Below are 18,273 nucleotides of genomic sequence, written 5' to 3'. Positions count from 1 at the left end.
TGGTGTGTACGTTGAGCAAGATGCCACCAGTGTTAGAGGTTTGATTCCCGGCCAGTCGACGGCGAATGACGGGGTATGGCGATGGGCGAGTCCGTGCAGGCAGAGGTCATGATGAGCTTTCTCGTGTCCGAGGAGCTCTCTTTCCGTATTCCGGTGGAGCTGCGCTACGAGACCAGTGATCCCTATGCCGTGCGCCTGACCTTCCATCTGCCCGGCGACGCGCCGGTGACCTGGGCCTTCGGCCGGGAGCTGCTGGTCGACGGAGTGGTCCGGCCCTGCGGTGACGGAGATGTGCGGATCGCACCGGTCGACCCCGAGCCGCTGGCCGAGGTGATGATCCGCCTTCAGGTCGGTTCCGACCAGGCCCTCTTCCGTTCCTCGGCCGCCCCGCTGGTGGCGTTCCTCGACCGCACCGACAAGCTGGTGCCGCTGGGCCAGGAGGGTGCACTCGCGGGCTTCGACACCCACCTCGACGAGGCCCTGGACCGAATCCTCGCGGAGGAACAGAGCGCGGGCTGAACCGTTACAGCAGCCCCGCTGCCACGTTTCACGTCCCCCGGGCGCATCAGCGCTTACGGCGGCGACCCCGTCCACCCCGTGCGGGCACTGCCGCCCCCGCACCGTTGGCCGGGGCCCCGGCCGCCTCTGCCACCGGCCGGTCGGTGGTCCGGTCCGCCGAGACCACCAGGGCGGCGAGGGCCGTGGTGACCGGCACTGACGCCACCAGGCCGATCGAACCGACCAGCGTCCGTACGATCTCCTCCGCGACCAGCTCGCTGTTCGCGACCGTGCCCACCCCGCTCTGTGCGATCGAGAACAGCAGCAGCAGAGGCAGCGCGGCGCCCGCGTAGGCGAGGACGAGTGTGTTGACGACCGAGGCGATGTGGTCGCGCCCGATGCGGATGCCCGCGCGGTACAGCCCGCGCCAGCCCATCGTCGGGTTGGCCTCGTGCAGTTCCCACACCGCCGACGTCTGGGTGACCGTCACGTCGTCGAGGACACCGAGCGAACCGATGATGACTCCGGCCAGCAGCAGACCGCTCATGTCGATCGACGGATACAGGCCGTGAATGAGGCCGGTGTTGTCGTCGGTGTTGCCGGTGAGCGCGGACCACCCGATGAACAGCGACCCGAGAACGCCGATCAGCAACAACGAGATCAGCGTCCCGAGTACGGCCACGGAGGTGCGGGCCGACAGGCCGTGACACAGATACAGCGCGATCAGCATGATGGCGCTGGACCCGATCACCGCCACGGCCAGAGGGTTCGAACCCTGCAGGATCGCCGGGAGGATGAAGAAGTTCAGCAGCAGGAAGCTGATGGCCAGCGAGATCAGCGCCATCAGCCCCCGCAGGCGCCCGACGACGACCACGGCGAGCGCGAAGATGCCCGCGAGCAGGGAGAGGGGGAGGCGGCGGTTGATGTCGGTCACCGAGTACTGCAGGTCCCGCGGTGCGGAGGGCTCGTAGGCGACCACGACCTTCTGGCCCTCGTGCAACTGCCGTGACTGGTCCGGCTGCACGATCTCGTCGAACGTCCGGCCCTTGTCCCCGCCGGTGTCGACCCGGATCGTCGCGCGTTTGCAGTCGCCGTTCGCCTGCTGCACCGCGGAGGAGCCCTCGGCGGTGGAGGTGTCACCGGTCGGCGGGACGGCCGAGGCATTGACGGACTGACAGCTGAGTTCGACCACCTTGGTGACGGTGGCCTGCTGGGTCTGGCGGTCGAAGCCGACGCCGGTGCGTTCGTGCGGCGGCGCACCCCCGGGCCACAGCACCGCGAGCCCGACCAGGACCGCCGCGGCGAACGGGATCAGAACGGCGGCGATCACCTTGCGCAGATGCCGGGACACCGGCGCCGCCGGCCCGTGAGCGTGCGAGTGCCCGTGCCCGCCGCCGTGACCGTCGGAGCCGCCGAAGCCGCCAGAGCTGTCGTGGCCGCCGTGGCCGCCGTGACCGCCGTCCGCACCATGTCCGGGCCCTGCGTCGTGTCTGCCGTCCCGGGCGCCGTGGGCGCCGTCGGGGGCACGGTCGGCCGACCGGCTGTCGCCCGCTCCGGTGGCCGGTCCGCGTCGGGGGTCGTGCGGCGGGAAGGGGGGATGCTGCGGTGTGGTCACCGACCGATCATCGCAAGAACGACGGGGGCCCTCTGTTCACCGCGCCCGAATGAGCGCTAGCGTGGAGGCACCTTTGTACACGCGGGAGCTCGGAGCACCGGGCTGAGAGGGCGCTGACCTCCGTCCCAGCGATGTTTCACGTGGAACATCACCGAAGCCGAGTGATGTATCCCACGAAGCGTCGTCAGACGGAATCCGCTGCGTCGACCGCCGAACCTGTTACCGGGTAATGCCGGCGTAGGGAGTAGGTCTCATGACCATCAAGGACGCACGCACGCCTGCCTCCACGCACAACTCCGCCCAGAGCTCCGCGGGGAACTCCGAGCAGAACTCCGCCCACGAGGAACCCGGGGAGGCCGGGAAGTCCATCGGCTGGCACAAGGCGTACGTCGAGGGCTCGCGCCCCGACCTGCGGGTGCCGGTCCGTCAGGTGCACCTCACCAACGGGCAGTCGGTCGCCTTGTACGACACCTCGGGCCCGTACACCGATCCACTCGTCGACACCGACGTCCGCAGGGGGCTGGCGCCGCTGCGGGAGAACTGGATCACCGCCCGCGGCGACACCGAGGAGTATGCGGGTCGCCCCGTCCGTCCCGAGGACGACGGCATCAAGCACACCTCGCCGCGCGGCGGGCTGCGCAATCTCGACGCGGTCTTCCCCGGACGGCCCCGCCAGCCACGCCGGGGCCGGGACGGCCGGGCGGTCACGCAGCTCGCGTACGCCCGCCGGGGCGAGATCACGCCGGAGATGGAGTACGTGGCGCTGCGGGAGAACGTCTCGCCCGAAGTGGTCCGCGAGGAGATCGCGGCCGGCCGTGCGGTACTGCCCGCCAACGTCAACCACCCCGAGACCGAGCCGATGATCATCGGCAAGCGGTTCCTCGTGAAGGTGAACGCCAACATCGGCAACTCGGCGGTGACCTCCTCCATCGAGGAGGAGGTCGAGAAGATGACCTGGGCGACCCGGTGGGGCGCCGACACGGTCATGGACCTCTCCACCGGCCGCAACATCCACACCACCCGCGAGTGGGTCCTGCGTAACTCCCCCGTCCCCATCGGTACCGTGCCGCTCTACCAGGCACTGGAGAAGGTCGACGGCCGGGCCGAGGAGCTGACCTGGGAGATCTACAAGGACACCGTCGTCGAACAGGCCGAGCAGGGCGTGGACTACATGACGGTTCACGCGGGCGTCCGCCTGGCCTACGTACCGCTGACCGCGAACCGCAAGACCGGCATCGTCTCCCGCGGCGGATCCATCATGGCCGCCTGGTGCCTGGCGCACCACCAGGAGTCGTTCCTGTACGAGAACTTCGAGGAACTCTGCGAGATCCTCGCCGCGTACGACGTCACGTACTCCCTCGGCGACGGCCTGCGGCCGGGCTCGATCGCGGACGCCAACGACGAGGCCCAGTTCGCCGAGTTGCGCACTCTCGGGGAACTCAACCGGATCGCGAAGCGCTGCAACGTACAGACCATGATCGAAGGCCCGGGACATGTCCCGATGCACAAGATCAAGGAGAACATCGACCTTCAGCAGGAGATCTGCGACGAAGCCCCGTTCTACACGCTCGGTCCGCTGACGACGGACGTCGCGCCGGCGTACGACCACATCACCTCCGGTATCGGTGCCGCGATGATCGCCTGGTGGGGCACGGCCATGCTCTGCTACGTCACGCCCAAGGAGCATCTGGGACTGCCCAACCGTGACGATGTCAAGACGGGCGTCATCACCTACAAGATCGCCGCCCATGCCGCCGACCTCGCCAAGGGGCACCCGGGTGCACAGGAGTGGGACGACGCGCTGTCGGACGCCCGCTTCGAGTTCCGCTGGGAGGACCAGTTCAACCTGGCCCTCGACCCGGACACGGCACGCGAGTTCCACGACGAGACCCTGCCGGCCGAGCCTGCCAAGACGGCCCACTTCTGCTCGATGTGCGGGCCGAAATTCTGCTCGATGAAGATCTCGCAGGACATCCGCCGTGAGCACGGGGGGAGCAGGTCCGAGATCGAGGAGGGCATGGCCCAGAAGTCGGCCGAGTTCGCCGCCGCCGGGAACCGGGTGTACCTGCCCGTCGTGGACTGAGGCCCGCCCAGGCACCGCGGTCCGGAGAGAGCGGGGCATCGGGGCGCCGCTCTCTCCCGGCCCGGATGTGCGGATCAGCAGACGGGGCGTTCGACTGCCGCCCCACTGAGCAAGGGCGCCCACCTCGTCGTCGACGAGCGAAGCGTTCCGGTGCGCAGGAGGCGACCGACACCGTCGAGGCGGACCTGCGGTCGGCGGAGACGGCAGTCGAACGCATCGTTCCGTGCGCCCCGGTGCTCGCGCGGCCGGCCGGAGACTCCGGGGGCACCGTGGACGACGCTCCCCTGGCTCCGGCCCCGAGACGCCGGCCGGGCGGGCATCCTCTGATGCGCTGCCCGCCCAGGCCGGTGGCTACTCGGACCGGTGTTCCGGGCCGCCGAAGTCCGGACTGCTGTAGTCCGGACTGGAGTAGCGCGGACGATGGCCCGTTTCGGTCCCGCCGTCGGGACTGCTGAACCCCGGACGGCCGTAGCCGAGGTGCGGCATGCGGCCGGCCCGGCCCGCGGGTCCGGTGGGGTGCATCGCCGCCGTGTCCGGGTCGCTGAGCGCCTCCCGCAGGAAGGGGAGTATGCCGCGTTCCAGCAGGGCCTCCTGCCAGGCCTGCCTGGCCCTGGCCACTTCTTCGTCGAGTGCGCCGTAGAAGCCGGACTCTGCGGAGGGCCGGTTGCGCAGCGCGGTGAGCAGCAGGCCCGCCGCGGCGACGAGGATCGCCACCGCGGTCACGGCGCCGAACACCCATCCGGTGGTGAGCATGGTCTGGGCGAAGGTCTGTCCCGGGTCGAGCATCTTCAGGAGGTACCCGACAAGCAGGAAGATCGCCGCGGCCGTGCCGGCCAGGACGGGTGCCAGGACGGCGACGACGGCGGTGGCGCCCGCACCGGTCGTCTCGGCCACCTCGCCCATGGTGGCGGCGAGTCCCGCCGTGCTCGTGCCCTGCTCCTCGGAGCCGGACTCGCGCGTGGCCGGCGGGGACGCGGACGGCGCCGGATGGCGCAGTTCCTCGCGGACCTTCACGTAGTGCTGGTACTCGGTCGTGGCCGCCGCCGTGATCAGGGCCGTGGCGTTGAGTGCCATGGTGCGCAGTTGGGCGGAGTTGAGCCGCTGTCCGACCGCGGCCAGATCCGGGCGGTGTGGTGCGGAGCGCAGCGCCTCGTCGAGGATCCGCTCGTACTCCAGGCGGTCCTCGTTGGACAGGTGCTGCGGAACGCTGTTCATGTGCATCCCCCGATGCTCCGTAGGGCTTGGGGCTCGCATGCCAACGAGCCGTCGGGCAGAAACGGAGGGGAGCCTGCTACGGATAAGCCGATGGTAGAGCGGTGACGGTGGGCGGTGACAGGGGGTTTCCAGAAATTGGGTGCCCTTCCGTACGGACGCCGCCGCCGGAATACTCATCCGCGAACGGTCAGACGTCCAGTGGGAGTTGTTCGACCAGTAGCTTTCCGGCCATGGTCACGCCGCCGTCCATCGCGATGGCCAGGCCGTCCGCGTAGACATGGGGCCCTTCGACGGCGGTCCGGGTGTCGTCCTCGCCGTCCTCCGAGCCGACCTCCCCCAGCAGGTAGGGAATGGGGCTGTGCCCGTGAACGATCCGGGTGCCCCCGTACGTGTCCAGCAGTGAGCGCACGGCGTCGGCGCCGCCCTCGTCGCGGAAGGAGAACCTCTTGGTGAACTTCCGGAACAGGTCCCACACCTCGTCCGCGTCGTTGCGCGTGAGTGTCTCGCGGACGGTGTCGTTGACCTCTTCGATGGACCGGCCGTAGTCGAGGTAGGTGGTGGCGTCCGAATGGACCAGGAGGTGGTCGTCGACCTCCTCCATCGCGTCGAGGCGGGCCATCCACTGCAGGTGATGGTCCTGCAGGCGGTCCATGTCGGTCTTCTGGCCGCCGTTCAGCAGCCAGGCCGCCTGGAAGGTGGCGGTGCCCGCGCCGGAGTTGACGGGCGTGTCGCCGAACCGCTTGGCCCCGAGCAGCAGCAGCTCGTGGTTGCCCATCAGCGCCTTGCAGTAGCCGCCGGCCGCGGCCGCCTCGGCGGACAGCCGCATCACCAGGTCGATGACACCGATGCCGTCCGGGCCGCGGTCCGTGAAGTCGCCGAGGAACCACAGGCGTGAGGTGCCCGCGCACCACTGCCCCGCGGCGTCGACGAGTCCCTTCTCCTCCAGCGCGGCGAGCAGTTCGTCGAGGTAGCCGTGCACGTCGCCGACGACGAACAGCGGCCCCTGGCCGGTGGCCGGCTGCTGTGCCTGGACCGGCTCCGGGTCGACGTGGACCTGAACCGTGTCACCCCGGCGGATGACGGGCAGATCCCGCTGGGTGGGCGTGTAGCCGTCGGGGATGGCCTCCTCGACGCCCTCCTCGGCGGGGGGTGCGGTCTCGCTCGTCTGCGTGCCGGAGTCGGCGTACGGAGCGGCCTCGTGGACGTACGCGGGCACCCGGAAGTCGCGCACTGTCGCCGTCCGTTCCACCTCGGGTCCCTGACCGGCCCCCTGAGTCATCGACCCCTCCACCATCGCGCCGCATCTGCACCGCTTCGGACTGCCTGGTCGCAGCGGCCCGCGGTGTGTGGGCCCATCATAGGAATGCGGATCGCGCCGTGTGACGACCCCGGGGTGGTGAATCGGAACATGACTCCCGTTCACCGCGGCTTTCGCCCCGATTGGGCCTGGTCTCGCCGGTCCGCGGGCGGGTCCCGGCCGTACTCCGCGACCCCGTTCCGGCCGTGTTCCGGCCGTGCCGGGTGTGGCCTTCACCGCCTTCCGCGGTCGGCGTTGCCACGGCAGGCCGGTGCCCGCGGGCGGGCCCGGGACCTGTTCGGCGGACGACCCGGCGTGCGCGATGTCCGGCGCGCTCCCGCCCCACGGGCCCTGGAGCGCGGGAACCGGTGGCTCGCCCCATTTCCGCTCCGTGCGGCGCCCGGCCCGGCCGGCGTCGCGCCGACCTGCCCGGGGCAGCGCCCCTAATCGCTCTCCGGCGACCGCGGCGGGCTGACCGTGGTACGGGGCGAACGGCGTTGCGACGACGTGCGCACGATCAGTTCGGTCGGTATCACCTGCTCGACCGGCTGGTCCGAGTGCAGCCCCTCGATCGCGTCGATCAGGACGTGGACGACCGCTGTGCCGATGCGGCGGGGTTTCAGCGAGAGGGTGGTGATGGGTGGCTCGGTGCTGGCGTACACGGTGGACTCGCTGCAGCAGACCAGCAGCAAATCCTCGGGGACGCGCAGTCCGTAGCGGCGGGCGGCGGCGAGCAGGTCCGTGCCGTTCGGGTCGAACAGTCCGTACACGGCGTCGGGCCGGTCGGGGCGGGCGAGCAGCCGGTCGGCGGCTACCGCGCCCGCGCACGGGTCGTGGGCCGGGTAGGCCTCGTAGACGGGATCCTGTCCGACGCGCTCGCACCAGCGCAGGTAGGCGGTGGTCGACAGGTGGGTGTACGTGTCGGTCGTGGTGCCGGTGAGCAGGCCGATCCTGCGGGCACCCGCGTCGGCGAGGTGGTCGAGGATGCCCAGTACGGCGGCCTCGTGGTCGTTGTCGACCCAGGCGGTGACGGGCAGCGAGCCGGCCGGGCGGCCGTCGGAGACGACCGGTAAGCCCTGGCGGACCAGCTCGCTGACGACCGGGTCGTGGTCCGAGGGGTCGATGACGACCGTGCCGTCCAGCGCGACGTTGGACCACACGTCGTGGCGGGAGGTCGCCGGAAGGATGACGAGCGCGTAGCCGCGGGCGAGCGCGGCGGACGTGGCGGCCCGCGCCATCTCCGCGAAGTACGCGAACTCGGTGAAGGTGAAAGGTTCATCCCCGTACGTCGTCACGGTCAGGCCGATGAGTCCGGACTTGCCGGTGCGGAGCGTGCGGGCGGCGGCCGAGGGCCGGTAGCCCAGGCGGTCGGCGACCTCGCGCACATGGCGCCGGGTGGCATCCGGGAGTCGGCCCTTGCCGTTGAGGGCGTCGGAGACGGTAGTGATGGATACTCCGGCGGCGGCGGCCACGTCTCTGATACCCGCCCGGCCCGGCCGGCTGCCTCGACGTGAGGTTTCCGCGCGGCTCACCTGGTGCTTCCCTGCTGCTGTCATGGCGAGCCGATAGTAGGGCTCATGGGGTGGGGTAGGGCGGACGCATATGCACGCGTTGACAGTCACGTTTCTGCATGATCATTTAGAGCTAACGCTATTGCAAAGCAAGGTGGTTGGGGTCATCCATCCCAGTACCTGACGTGTCGACCGGTGAAGGCCTGCCGCGTGGCGGATGTTGCGAAGAGGTCTCAACTCACCTGCACGAGGGACGCGCGCCACGGCGCAAGCCACCGGCGCATAGATATATGTGCGGCGCGCCCCCCGAAACATGCGCCTTCGTGTGCTGATGCCCCTGATGCCAGTGTGACGCAGGAGCATCTGGCGTCATCCGGGAGGGGACGGCCTCAGGGCTGTCGAGCTCCGGTCGGTCCCAGACTGCCCGAGGCACGGCCTCGGGCTCTGCGGGGTCGGTCCCGGCCTCTGCGGGGTCCGGCCTCGGCTCTACGCAGCCGCGGTGAATCCTCATAGGGTGAGGAGTATTCGATGCCGGTGGTGGTCACGAGGAGGACTGCGGTGAGCGAGACGAGCCCGAAGCTGCGCGCCGAGCTGGAGGGGATTCCCACCTACAAGCCGGGCAAGCCTGCCGCGGCCGACGGTCCGGTGGCCTACAAGCTGTCCTCCAACGAGAATCCCTACCCGCCGTTGCCCGGCGTCATGGAGACGGTGACGGCCGCCGCGGCCTCCTTCAACCGTTACCCGGACATGGCCTGCACGTCCCTGATGAGCGAGCTGTCGGACCGCTTCGGCGTGCCCCTCTCCCACCTGGCCACCGGCACCGGGTCGGTCGGTGTGGCACAGCAGCTGATCCAGGCGACCTCCGGACCCGGCGACGAGGTGATCTACGCCTGGCGGTCCTTCGAGGCGTACCCGATCATCACCCAGATCAGCGGTGCGACCTCCGTCAAGGTGCCGCTGACGCCGGGTGACGTGCACGATCTGGACGCGATGGCGGACGCGATCACCGACCGGACCCGACTGATCTTCGTCTGCAATCCCAACAACCCGACCGGCACGGTGGTCCGGCGGGCGGAGCTGGAACGTTTCCTTGACCGGGTGCCGAGCGACGTGCTGGTGGTCCTGGACGAGGCCTACCGCGAGTTCATCCGCGACCCGGAGGTGCCGGACGGCTGTGAGCTGTACCGCGGGCGTCCCAACGTCTGCGTCCTGCGCACCTTCTCGAAGGCCTACGGCCTGGCCGGCCTGCGGGTCGGGTTCGCGATCGCCCATGAGCCCGTGGCGGCCGCGCTGCGCAAGACGGCGGTGCCCTTCGGGGTCAGCCAGATCGCGCAGGAGGCGGCGATCGCGTCGCTGCGCGCCGAGGACGAGCTGATCGGCCGGGTCGGCTCGCTGGTGTGCGAGCGCACGCGCGTGGTCGACGCGCTCCGGGCCCAGGGCTGGACCGTCCCGGAGACCCAGGCCAACTTCGTCTGGCTGCGGCTGGGGGAGAGCACGGTCGCCTTCGCGGACGCCTGCGAGCGTGCCGGTGCGGTCGTCCGGCCGTTCCCGGGCGAGGGGGTGCGGGTCACGGTCGGGGAGAGCGAGGCGAACGACATCTTCCTGAAGGCGTCGGAGGAGTTCCGCAAGGAGCTGTAACAGAGCCGCAGGCAGCGGTGGCAGCGCCACGGGACGCGGTGCCACGAATACGGCCTCACGGGATGCAGTGGTACGAATGCGGCGCCACAGGGCGCGGCGTCACAGGATGCGGCGTCACAGGGTGCGGTGCCACGAATGCGGCGTCGCGGAATGCGGTGGCAGAGCCGCAGGCGGCCTCGCGGCCGGGGCCGCAGCGTGGGAGGGCACGGGCGACGGCCCGTGCCCTCCCACGCTTTTCGCATGCCGGTGAGGCGGGGCCGGTGCGAAGGGGTTGACATCACAGGGGACCCCCCTTCCGGTGTCGAAAAGCAGTAGGTCATAATTGCTTGTGAATGTGAACGCGTTCACAAGCGTGTCCCGATTGCGCCCGCGTTGGGCGTGACAAACGCGCGCAAACCGCCGCTGACCACGGCGGTGTGGCGATGTGAGGAGAGTGACGACGTGGACATGGCGCTGGCGCCGGAGACCCTGGCGCGGTGGCAGTTCGGCATCACGACCGTCTACCACTTCCTGTTCGTTCCGCTGACGATCTCGCTGGCCGCCCTCACGGCCGGACTGCAGACCGCCTGGGTCCGCACGGAGAAGGAGAAGTACCTCAGGGCGACCAAGTTCTGGGGCAAGCTCTTCCTGATCAACATCGCGATGGGTGTCGTCACCGGCATCGTGCAGGAGTTCCAGTTCGGCATGAACTGGTCCGACTACTCCCGCTTCGTCGGCGACATCTTCGGCGCCCCGCTTGCTTTCGAGGCGCTGATCGCCTTCTTCTTCGAGTCCACCTTCATCGGTCTGTGGATCTTCGGCTGGGACAAGCTGCCCAAGAAGATCCACCTGGCCTGCATCTGGATGGTCTCGATCGGCACCCTCCTGTCTGCGTACTTCATCCTCGCGGCCAACTCCTGGATGCAGCACCCCGTCGGCTACCGGATCAACGAGGAGAAGGGCCGCGCCGAACTCACCGACTTCTGGCAGGTCCTCACCCAGAACACCACCCTCAACCAGGTCTTCCACAGCTTTTCGGCGGCCTTCCTCACGGGCGGCGCCTTCATGGTCGGCATCGCCGCCTTCCACCTGATGCGCAAGAAGCACATCCCGGTGATGCGGACCTCGCTCCGGCTGGGCCTGGTCACCCTGGCGGTCGGCGGCCTGCTCACCGCGGTCAGCGGCGACACCCTCGGCAAGGTCATGTACGAGCAGCAGCCGATGAAGATGGCGGCGGCCGAGGCCCTCTGGGACGGCGAGGAGCCTGCGCCCTTCTCCGTCTTCGCCTACGGCGACGTCGACAAGGGGCACAACGAGGTCGCCCTGGAGATCCCCGGGCTGTTGTCCTTCCTGGCACACAGTGACTTCGAGTCCTATGTGCCGGGCATCAACGACACCAACAAGGCGCTCCAGGAGCAGTTCGGACCCGGTGACTACAAGCCCATCGTCCCCGTCGCCTACTGGGGCTTCCGATGGATGATCGGCTTCGGCATGGTGTCCTTCGGCCTCGGCCTGCTGGGGCTGTGGCTGACGCGCAAGAGGTTCCTGCTGCCACCCGCCCTGCGTACCGCGGAGGACGAGGTGCCGCGTCTGGTGCTGCTGAAGAAGCCAATCGGGGCGAGGCTCTCCCGGATGTACTGGCTGCTGGCGCTGTGGACCATGGCGTTCCCGCTGATCGCCAACGCCTGGGGCTGGATCTTCACCGAGATGGGCCGGCAGCCCTGGGTGGTCTACGGCGTGATGCAGACGAGGGACGCCGTCTCCCCCGGCGTCTCCACGGCCGAGGTCATCACCTCGATGTCCGTCTTCACCCTGCTGTACGCCGTGCTGGCCGTCATCGAGGTCAGGCTGCTCGCCAAGTACGTGAAGGCGGGCCCGCCCGAGCTGACGGAGGACGACCTCAACCCGCCCACGAAGATCGGCGGCGACCTCCGTGACGCCGACAAGCCGATGGCCTTCTCGTACTAGGCCGAGGGAGCTGCACAGTCATGGAACTGCACGACGTCTGGTTCGTTCTGATCGCCGTCCTGTGGACCGGCTACTTCTTCCTGGAGGGCTTCGACTTCGGGGTCGGTGTGCTCACCAAGCTGCTTGCCCGCGACCGGGCCGAGAAGCGGGTGCTGATCAACACCATCGGCCCCGTGTGGGACGGCAACGAGGTGTGGCTGCTCACGGCGGGCGGCGCGACCTTCGCCGCCTTCCCCGAGTGGTACGCCACGCTCTTCTCGGGGTTCTACCTGCCGCTGCTGGCCATCCTCGTCTGCCTGATCGTCCGGGGAGTCGCCTTCGAGTACCGGGTGAAGCGGCCCGAGGAGCGGTGGCAGCGCAACTGGGAGACCGCTATCTTCTGGACCTCGCTGATCCCCGCGTTCCTGTGGGGAGTGGCGTTCGGCAACATCGTCCACGGGGTGAAGATCGACCGGGACATGGAGTACGTCGGGTCCGTCCTCGACCTGCTCAACCCCTACGCCCTCCTCGGCGGCCTGGTCACGCTGACGCTGTTCACATTTCACGGGACGGTGTTCACCGCGCTCAAGACCGTCGGTGAGATCCGTGAACGGGCGCGGACCCTGGCGCTGCGGATCGGTCTGGTCACGGCGGTGCTGGCCCTTGTCTTCCTGCTCCGGACACAGGCCGACAACGGAGACGGCACGAGCCTGGTAGCCCTGGTGGTGGCCGTCTCCGCCCTGGTCGCCGCACTGGTGGCCAACCAGGCCGGGCGCGAAGGCTGGTCCTTCGCCCTGTCCGGGGTCACCATCGTGGCCGCCGTGGCGATGCTCTTCCTGACGCTCTTCCCGAACGTCATGCCGTCCACGCTGGACGCGGACTGGAGCCTCACCGTCACCAACGCCTCGTCCAGCCCCTACACGCTGAAGATCATGACCTGGCTGGCCGTGATCGCCACGCCGGTCGTCCTGCTCTACCAGGGCTGGACGTACTGGGTGTTCCGCAAGCGCATCGGCACACAGCACCTCGCCGAATCCGCGCACTGAGGCCGGTGGGGTGCGTTTCACGTGAAACGCACCCCACCGGGCAGGGAGGCCTGTTTCACGTGAAACCCATCGATCCGCGTCTGCTGCGCCACGCCCGGGCCACCCGGACCTTCCTTGCGGCCGTCGTCGCTCTGGGCGCCGTCGGGGCCGGACTGCTCGTCGCACAGGCGATGCTCGTCGCCGAAGTGGTGGTGGGTGCCTTCCAGGAGGGCATGACGGCGGCCGGGCTGCGTACTCCCCTGCTGCTCCTGGTGGCCGTGGCCTGCGGTCGCGCACTGGTCGGCTGGCTCACCGAACTGGCCGCGCACCGGGCGAGTGCGGCGGTGAAGTCGGAGCTGCGGGGCCGGCTGCTGGAGCGGGCCACGGTGCTCGGTCCCGGCCGGCTGGGCGGTCGGCCGACGGGGGCGCTGGTCGCCCTGGCCACCCGGGGCGTCGACGCCCTCGACGACTACTTCTCGCGCTACCTGCCGCAACTGGGTCTGGCAGTCGTCGTCCCCGTCGCGGTACTGGCCCGCATCGTCACCGAGGACTGGATTTCGGCGGCCATCATCGTCGGGACCCTGCCACTCATCCCGGTCTTCATGATGCTGATCGGCTGGGCCACCCAGTCACGGATGGACCGGCAGTGGCGGCTGCTCTCCCGGCTGTCCGGGCACTTCCTGGACGTCGTCGCGGGGCTGCCGACCCTGAAGGTGTTCGGCCGGGCCAAGGCGCAGGCCGAGTCGATCAAGCGCATCACCGGCGAATACCGGCAAGCGACCATGCGGACCCTGCGCATCGCCTTCCTGTCCTCCTTCGCCCTCGAACTGCTCGCCACGCTGTCCGTGGCGCTCGTCGCCGTCACCATCGGCATGAGGCTCGTCCACGGGGACATGGCCCTGTACGACGGCCTGGTCGTGCTGATCCTCGCTCCCGAGGCCTATCTGCCCCTGCGCCAGGTGGGCGCCCAGTACCACGCGGCGGCCGAGGGACTCGCCGCCGCCGAGGAGATCTTCTCGGTACTGGAGCGGCCCGTCCCGGCACCGGGAACCCGCCCGGTGCCGGCAGAGGGCTCCCTGTCTTTCGAGGACGTCACGGTCCGCTACCCCGGACGCACGGCGGACGCCGTCACCGGCGTGAGCCTCACCGTCGAGCCCGGAGAGACGGTCGCGCTCGTCGGTCCGAGCGGAGCGGGCAAGTCGACGCTGCTCAGCGCGCTCCTGGGGTTCGTGGCCCCGTCCGGGGGACGCATCCGGGTCGGCGGTGCCGATCTCTCCTCGCTCGACCCGGCGCAGTGGCACTCCCGCGTGGCCTGGGTGCCCCAGCACCCGCATCTGTACGCCGGCACCATCGCCGAGAACGTGCGGCTGGCCCGGCCCGACGCCGACGGTTGCGCCGTGCGCCGTGCACTGCGGGACGCGGGCGCACTGGAGTTCGTGGACGCGCTGCCCGAGGGCGCGGAGACCGTGCTCGGCGAGGACGGCGCCGGACTCTCCGCGGGGCAGCGGCAACGGCTCGCGCTGGCCCGGGCCTTCCTCGCGGACCGACCGGTGCTGCTGCTCGACGAGCCGACGGCGGCTCTCGACGGTGCCACCGAGGCCGAGGTGGTGGCCGCCGTGCGCAGGCTGGCGAAGGGCCGCACGGTGCTGCTGGTGGTGCACCGCCCGGCGCTGCTGGAGGCGGCCGACCGGGTGGTGCGCCTGGCGGAGCCCGCCCCCACGGCGCCCTCCGGCAGCACCGGGTCGCCCGTCGTCGCACAGGCCCCCGCGGTCCCGGCTCCGGCCCCCCTCGCCGACGCGGTCCCCTCGACGGAGAAGGCGCACTCCGCGGTGGGGGCGCGGGCCGGGGGCGGTGTCCTCGCCCGGGTGCGTGGCATGTCCGCCGCACGGCGCGGGCGGCTCGGTCTCGGACTGCTGCTCAGCAGCCTGGCCCTGGGCAGTGCCGTGGGCCTGATGGCCACCTCCGGGTACCTCATCTCGCGGGCCTCCGAGCAGCCGCCGGTGCTGTACCTGATGGTCGCCGTGACCGCGACGCGTGCCTTCGGCATCGGGCGGGCCGTGTTCCGCTATGCCGAGCGGCTGGTGTCGCACGACGCGGTGCTGCGGATGCTGGCCGACACCCGGGTCGCCGTGTACCGGCGGCTGGAGCGGCTGGCCCCCGCGGGTCTGCGCCGCAGCCGCCGGGGAGACCTGCTGTCCCGTCTGGTCGCGGATGTGGACGCCCTGCAGGACTACTGGCTGCGCTGGCTGCTGCCCGCGGGTGCCGCGGTGTCCGTCTCCGTCGCGTCGGTCGGCTTCACCGCCTGGCTGCTGCCCGAGGCCGGTGCGGTACTCGCCGCCGGGCTGCTGGCGGCCGGCGCGGGGGTTCCGCTGATCACCGGTGCCGTGGCACGCCGGGCGGAACGCAGGCTGGCGCCCGCCCGGGGTGTGCTCGCCACCCGGGTGGCCGATCTGCTCACCGGGACCGCCGAGCTGACCGTGGCCGGTGCCCTGCCCGAGCGGAGCGCCGGGGCGCGCCGGGCCGACGGCGTCCTCACCCGGATCGCCTCCCGGGCCGCCACGGCCACCGCACTCGGCGACGGACTGACCGCGCTGATCTCCGGCCTGACCGTTGCGGGCGCCGCCCTGGTCGGTGTCCAGGCGGTCGCGGACGGCCGGCTCGTCGGCGTGGCCCTGGCCGTCGTCGTCCTCACCCCGCTGGCCGCCTTCGAGGCCGTACTCGGGCTGCCGCTCGCCGTGCAGTACCGGCAGCGGGTACGAAGGAGCGCCGAGCGCGTGTACGAGGTGCTCGACGCGAGCGAGCCCGTACGGGAGCCGGAAACGCCGAGGCAGCCGCCCGCCTCGCCGTTCCCGGTGGTTCTCCGGGGCATTGCCGCACGGCATCCGGGGCAGGCCCGGGACGCCCTGGCGGGGGTGGACCTGACACTGGCGGAAGGGCGCCGCGTCGCCGTGGTCGGGCCCTCCGGTTCCGGCAAGACGACGCTGGCCCAGGTGCTGCTGCGTTTTCTCGACCCGTACGCGGGTTCCTGCACGCTGTCCGGTGTGGACACCCGCGCCCTGGCCGGTGACGACGTACGGCGGCTCGTGGGGCTGTGCGCCCAGGACGCCCACCTCTTCGACAGCTCGGTGCGGGAGAACCTGCTGCTGGCCAGGAAGGACGCCACGGAGGGCGAGTTGCGCGACGCGCTGGCGCGGGCCCGGCTCCTCGGATGGGCCGACAGCCTGCCCGACGGCCTGGACACACTGGTCGGCGAGCACGGGGCCCGGCTGTCCGGAGGCCAGCGTCAGCGGCTGGCCCTGGCCCGGGCGCTGCTCGCCGACTTCCCCGTACTCGTGCTCGACGAGCCCGCCGAGCATCTCGACCTGCCGACCGCCGACGCGCTCACGGCCGATCTGCTGGCCGCCACCGAGGGCCGCACGACGCTGCTGATCACGCACCGGCTGGCGGGTCTGCGGGCGGTGGACGAGGTGGTCGTGCTGGACGGGGGCCGGGTCGTACAGCGAGGGCCGTACGCGGAGCTGGCGGCCGTGCCGGGGCCGCTGAGGGAGATGGCCGAGCGGGAGGCGGCGGCGGACACGCCGGCGGGCGTCGGCTGACCGGTCGGGGCCCGTCCTGCCGTGTTGCCTCGTCCTGCCGTCTTGCCTCCCGAGATGGTTGCGAATCCGACTTTCCATGACAAAAGCTCATCACTAGGCTCTGAACATGCTCCCAGCCCCACCGCCCGGCCCGCCGTCGCCCCGCGAGGGGACCCCGGCCGAGCTCCTGGCGCGGGTGCCGAAGCTGCTGGAGGCGATGCGGTCCGTCGGCAGCGGGCTGGGGCTGCACTCCACGCTGCACCGGATCTGTGAGACGGCGGCCGAACTCACCGGAGCCCGGTACGCGGCGCTCGGCGTCCTCGACGAGGACGGCGACGGTCTCGCCGACTTCGTCCACCACGGCCTCGACGAGGCGACCGCCCGACGCGTCGGACACCTCCCCGACGGACGCAAGGACCTGCTCGGGGCCCTCGTCCACGGCCCGGAACCGGTCCGGCCCACCGACCTGACCCGGGAACCGCCTCCGGACGGCCCCTGCGAGCACCACTCCCCGGCGCGGAGCTTCTTCGGAGTGCCCGTCAAGGTGCGGGGCGCGGTCTTCGGCCACCTCTACCTGGCGGACAAGTACAAGGGAGAGCCCCTCAACGACCACGACCTCGCCCTGGTCCGGGTCCTGGCCACGGAGGCGGGCACCGCCATCGGCAACGCCCGCCTGCACGAGGCCGCCCAGCAGCGGGAGCGATGGATCGACGGCTCGGTGGCCGTCACCACCGCGCTGCTGGCCGGCGGCGACACCGACGACGCCCTCCAGGAGGTCGCCGAGCAGGCACGCCGGCTCTCGGGAGCGGCCGCCGGGATCGTGCTGCTGCCGGCCGACGGCGGTGGTCTGGAGATCGCGGCCGTCGCCGCGCCGCACCGTACGAACTCCCTCGGTGTGGTCATTCCGCCGGAGAACGGCATCGTGGCCGAACTCCTCTCCGGACGACCGGTCTTCGTGGACGACGCCGCCACCGACCCGCGTCTCGAGGCCGGTCCGGTGCGCGCCTACGGACCGATCATGCTGCTGCCGCTGTGCCGGGACGGACGGGTCCTCGGCGGCCTCGTCATGCCCCGTGCGCGGGGAGAACGGCCGTTCACGCGCACGGAGCGCGAGCTCGGGGACCGGTTCGCCTCGCAGGCCGCGCTGGCACTGACCATGGCCGACGCACAGCGCGACCGGGAGCGGCTGGCCGTGTACGAGGACCGGGACCGGATCGCCCGGGACCTGCACGACCTCGTCATCCAGCGGCTGTTCGCCACGGGGATGATGCTGGAGAGTGCCCAGCGCCGGGCGGCCGCGCCCGAGGTGCGCGACGGGGTCGGTGAAGCCGTGGACGAACTCGATGTCACCATCCAGGAGATCCGCTCGGCGATCTTCGCACTGCAGCAGCCGGCCGAGGCGCCGACCGGTCTGCGCACCCGCGTGCTGCGGGAGATCAGCATGGCCGCCGTGCCGCTGGGCTTCACGCCCTCGCACCGTTTCACCGGTCCGGTCGACACCGCCGTCGGGGACCCGACCGGCAGGAACCTCATCGCCGCGCTGCGCGAGACCCTGTCCAACGCCTTCCGGCACGCCCGTGCCGGCAGGATCGAGGTGGTCGTGGACGCGACGGCCCTCCTGCCGGACGGCCGGCCGGGTGTCCGGCTGACCGTCTCGGACGACGGTGTGGGCATCCCCGCAGGCGGCCGGCGCAGCGGACTGCACAATCTGCGGCGCCGTGCCGAGAGCGTCGGCGGCGCCAGCGGGCTCGGTCCCGGCATCGCGGCGGACGGCGGTGGCACGACGGTGTGGTGGGAGGCGCCGTACTGAGCGGCGGCAGCGTCCGTTGCCCCGTGTGCAGCAGCCGGGCTGAGCCGTGTGCAGCAACGGGGTCCCCCACTCGTACGACG

The 18,273-nt window shown here is 70.8% G+C and carries 11 protein-coding genes; 7 read left to right on the top strand and 4 right to left on the bottom strand.

The genetic code is table 11. The annotated features are described in order from the left end of the window. Positions 1–81: 81 nt before the first annotated feature. Positions 82–519: an SsgA family sporulation/cell division regulator gene (locus HZS56_RS07985; RefSeq protein ID WP_216720035.1), complete on the top strand. Its 438-nt coding sequence runs from the start codon at positions 82–84 to the stop codon at positions 517–519. Positions 520–565: 46 nt separating this feature from the next. Here the strand turns inward: HZS56_RS07985 and HZS56_RS07980 are convergent, their stop codons facing one another. Beyond that, the gene (locus tag HZS56_RS07980; RefSeq protein WP_216719985.1) at positions 566–2,113 is read right to left on the bottom strand and encodes a YibE/F family protein; all 1,548 of its coding nucleotides are present in this window, start codon (positions 2,111–2,113) and stop codon (positions 566–568) included. Positions 2,114–2,366: 253 nt separating this feature from the next. Between HZS56_RS07980 and thiC the strand changes: the two genes are divergently transcribed. Continuing rightward, a complete protein-coding gene (gene thiC, locus HZS56_RS07975; protein ID WP_253913903.1) occupies positions 2,367–4,196 on the top strand; it encodes a phosphomethylpyrimidine synthase ThiC in 1,830 nt (609 codons plus the stop codon). 351 nt (positions 4,197–4,547) lie between these two features. On the opposite strand, the gene HZS56_RS07970 is transcribed toward thiC, so the two are convergent. The 3 genes from HZS56_RS07970 to HZS56_RS07960 form a co-directional block, all read right to left on the bottom strand. Next, positions 4,548–5,417: a hypothetical protein gene (locus HZS56_RS07970; RefSeq protein WP_216719984.1), complete on the bottom strand. Its 870-nt coding sequence runs from the start codon at positions 5,415–5,417 to the stop codon at positions 4,548–4,550. A gap of 181 nt (positions 5,418–5,598) precedes the next feature. Further along, positions 5,599–6,705, bottom strand: coding sequence for a metallophosphoesterase family protein (locus HZS56_RS07965; protein WP_253913902.1), 1,107 nt, complete (start codon positions 6,703–6,705; stop codon positions 5,599–5,601). 446 nt (positions 6,706–7,151) lie between these two features. Next, entirely contained in the window at positions 7,152–8,264 is a 1,113-nt protein-coding gene (locus HZS56_RS07960) for a LacI family DNA-binding transcriptional regulator (RefSeq protein ID WP_216719982.1), read from the bottom strand. Positions 8,265–8,777: 513 nt separating this feature from the next. Between HZS56_RS07960 and hisC the strand changes: the two genes are divergently transcribed. The 5 genes from hisC (at position 8,778) to HZS56_RS07935 (ending at position 18,193) form a co-directional block, all read left to right on the top strand. Beyond that, positions 8,778–9,857 (top strand): histidinol-phosphate transaminase, encoded by a 1,080-nt coding sequence (gene hisC, locus HZS56_RS07955; protein ID WP_216719981.1) that lies wholly within the window; start codon positions 8,778–8,780, stop codon positions 9,855–9,857. A gap of 441 nt (positions 9,858–10,298) precedes the next feature. Continuing rightward, on the top strand, positions 10,299–11,804 hold the full coding sequence (locus HZS56_RS07950; protein WP_216719980.1) for a cytochrome ubiquinol oxidase subunit I: 1,506 nt from the start codon (positions 10,299–10,301) through the stop codon (positions 11,802–11,804). Positions 11,805–11,824: 20 nt separating this feature from the next. After that, complete coding sequence (gene cydB / locus HZS56_RS07945) at positions 11,825–12,829, top strand: cytochrome d ubiquinol oxidase subunit II (protein ID WP_216719979.1); 1,005 nt, start codon at positions 11,825–11,827, stop codon at positions 12,827–12,829. A gap of 59 nt (positions 12,830–12,888) precedes the next feature. Next, positions 12,889–16,404, top strand: a complete 3,516-nt coding sequence (gene cydD / locus HZS56_RS07940) for a thiol reductant ABC exporter subunit CydD (protein ID WP_216719978.1) — start codon at positions 12,889–12,891, stop codon at positions 16,402–16,404. 106 nt (positions 16,405–16,510) lie between these two features. Then, complete coding sequence (locus tag HZS56_RS07935; protein ID WP_216719977.1) at positions 16,511–18,193, top strand: sensor histidine kinase; 1,683 nt, start codon at positions 16,511–16,513, stop codon at positions 18,191–18,193. The last annotated feature ends 80 nt before the right edge of the window (positions 18,194–18,273 follow it).

The sequence above is a fragment of the Streptomyces mayonensis genome (genome assembly GCF_018982965.1).
GTDB classification, from domain to species: domain Bacteria; phylum Actinomycetota; class Actinomycetes; order Streptomycetales; family Streptomycetaceae; genus Streptomyces; species Streptomyces mayonensis.
This window is presented reverse-complemented; position numbering and strand designations above follow the sequence as displayed.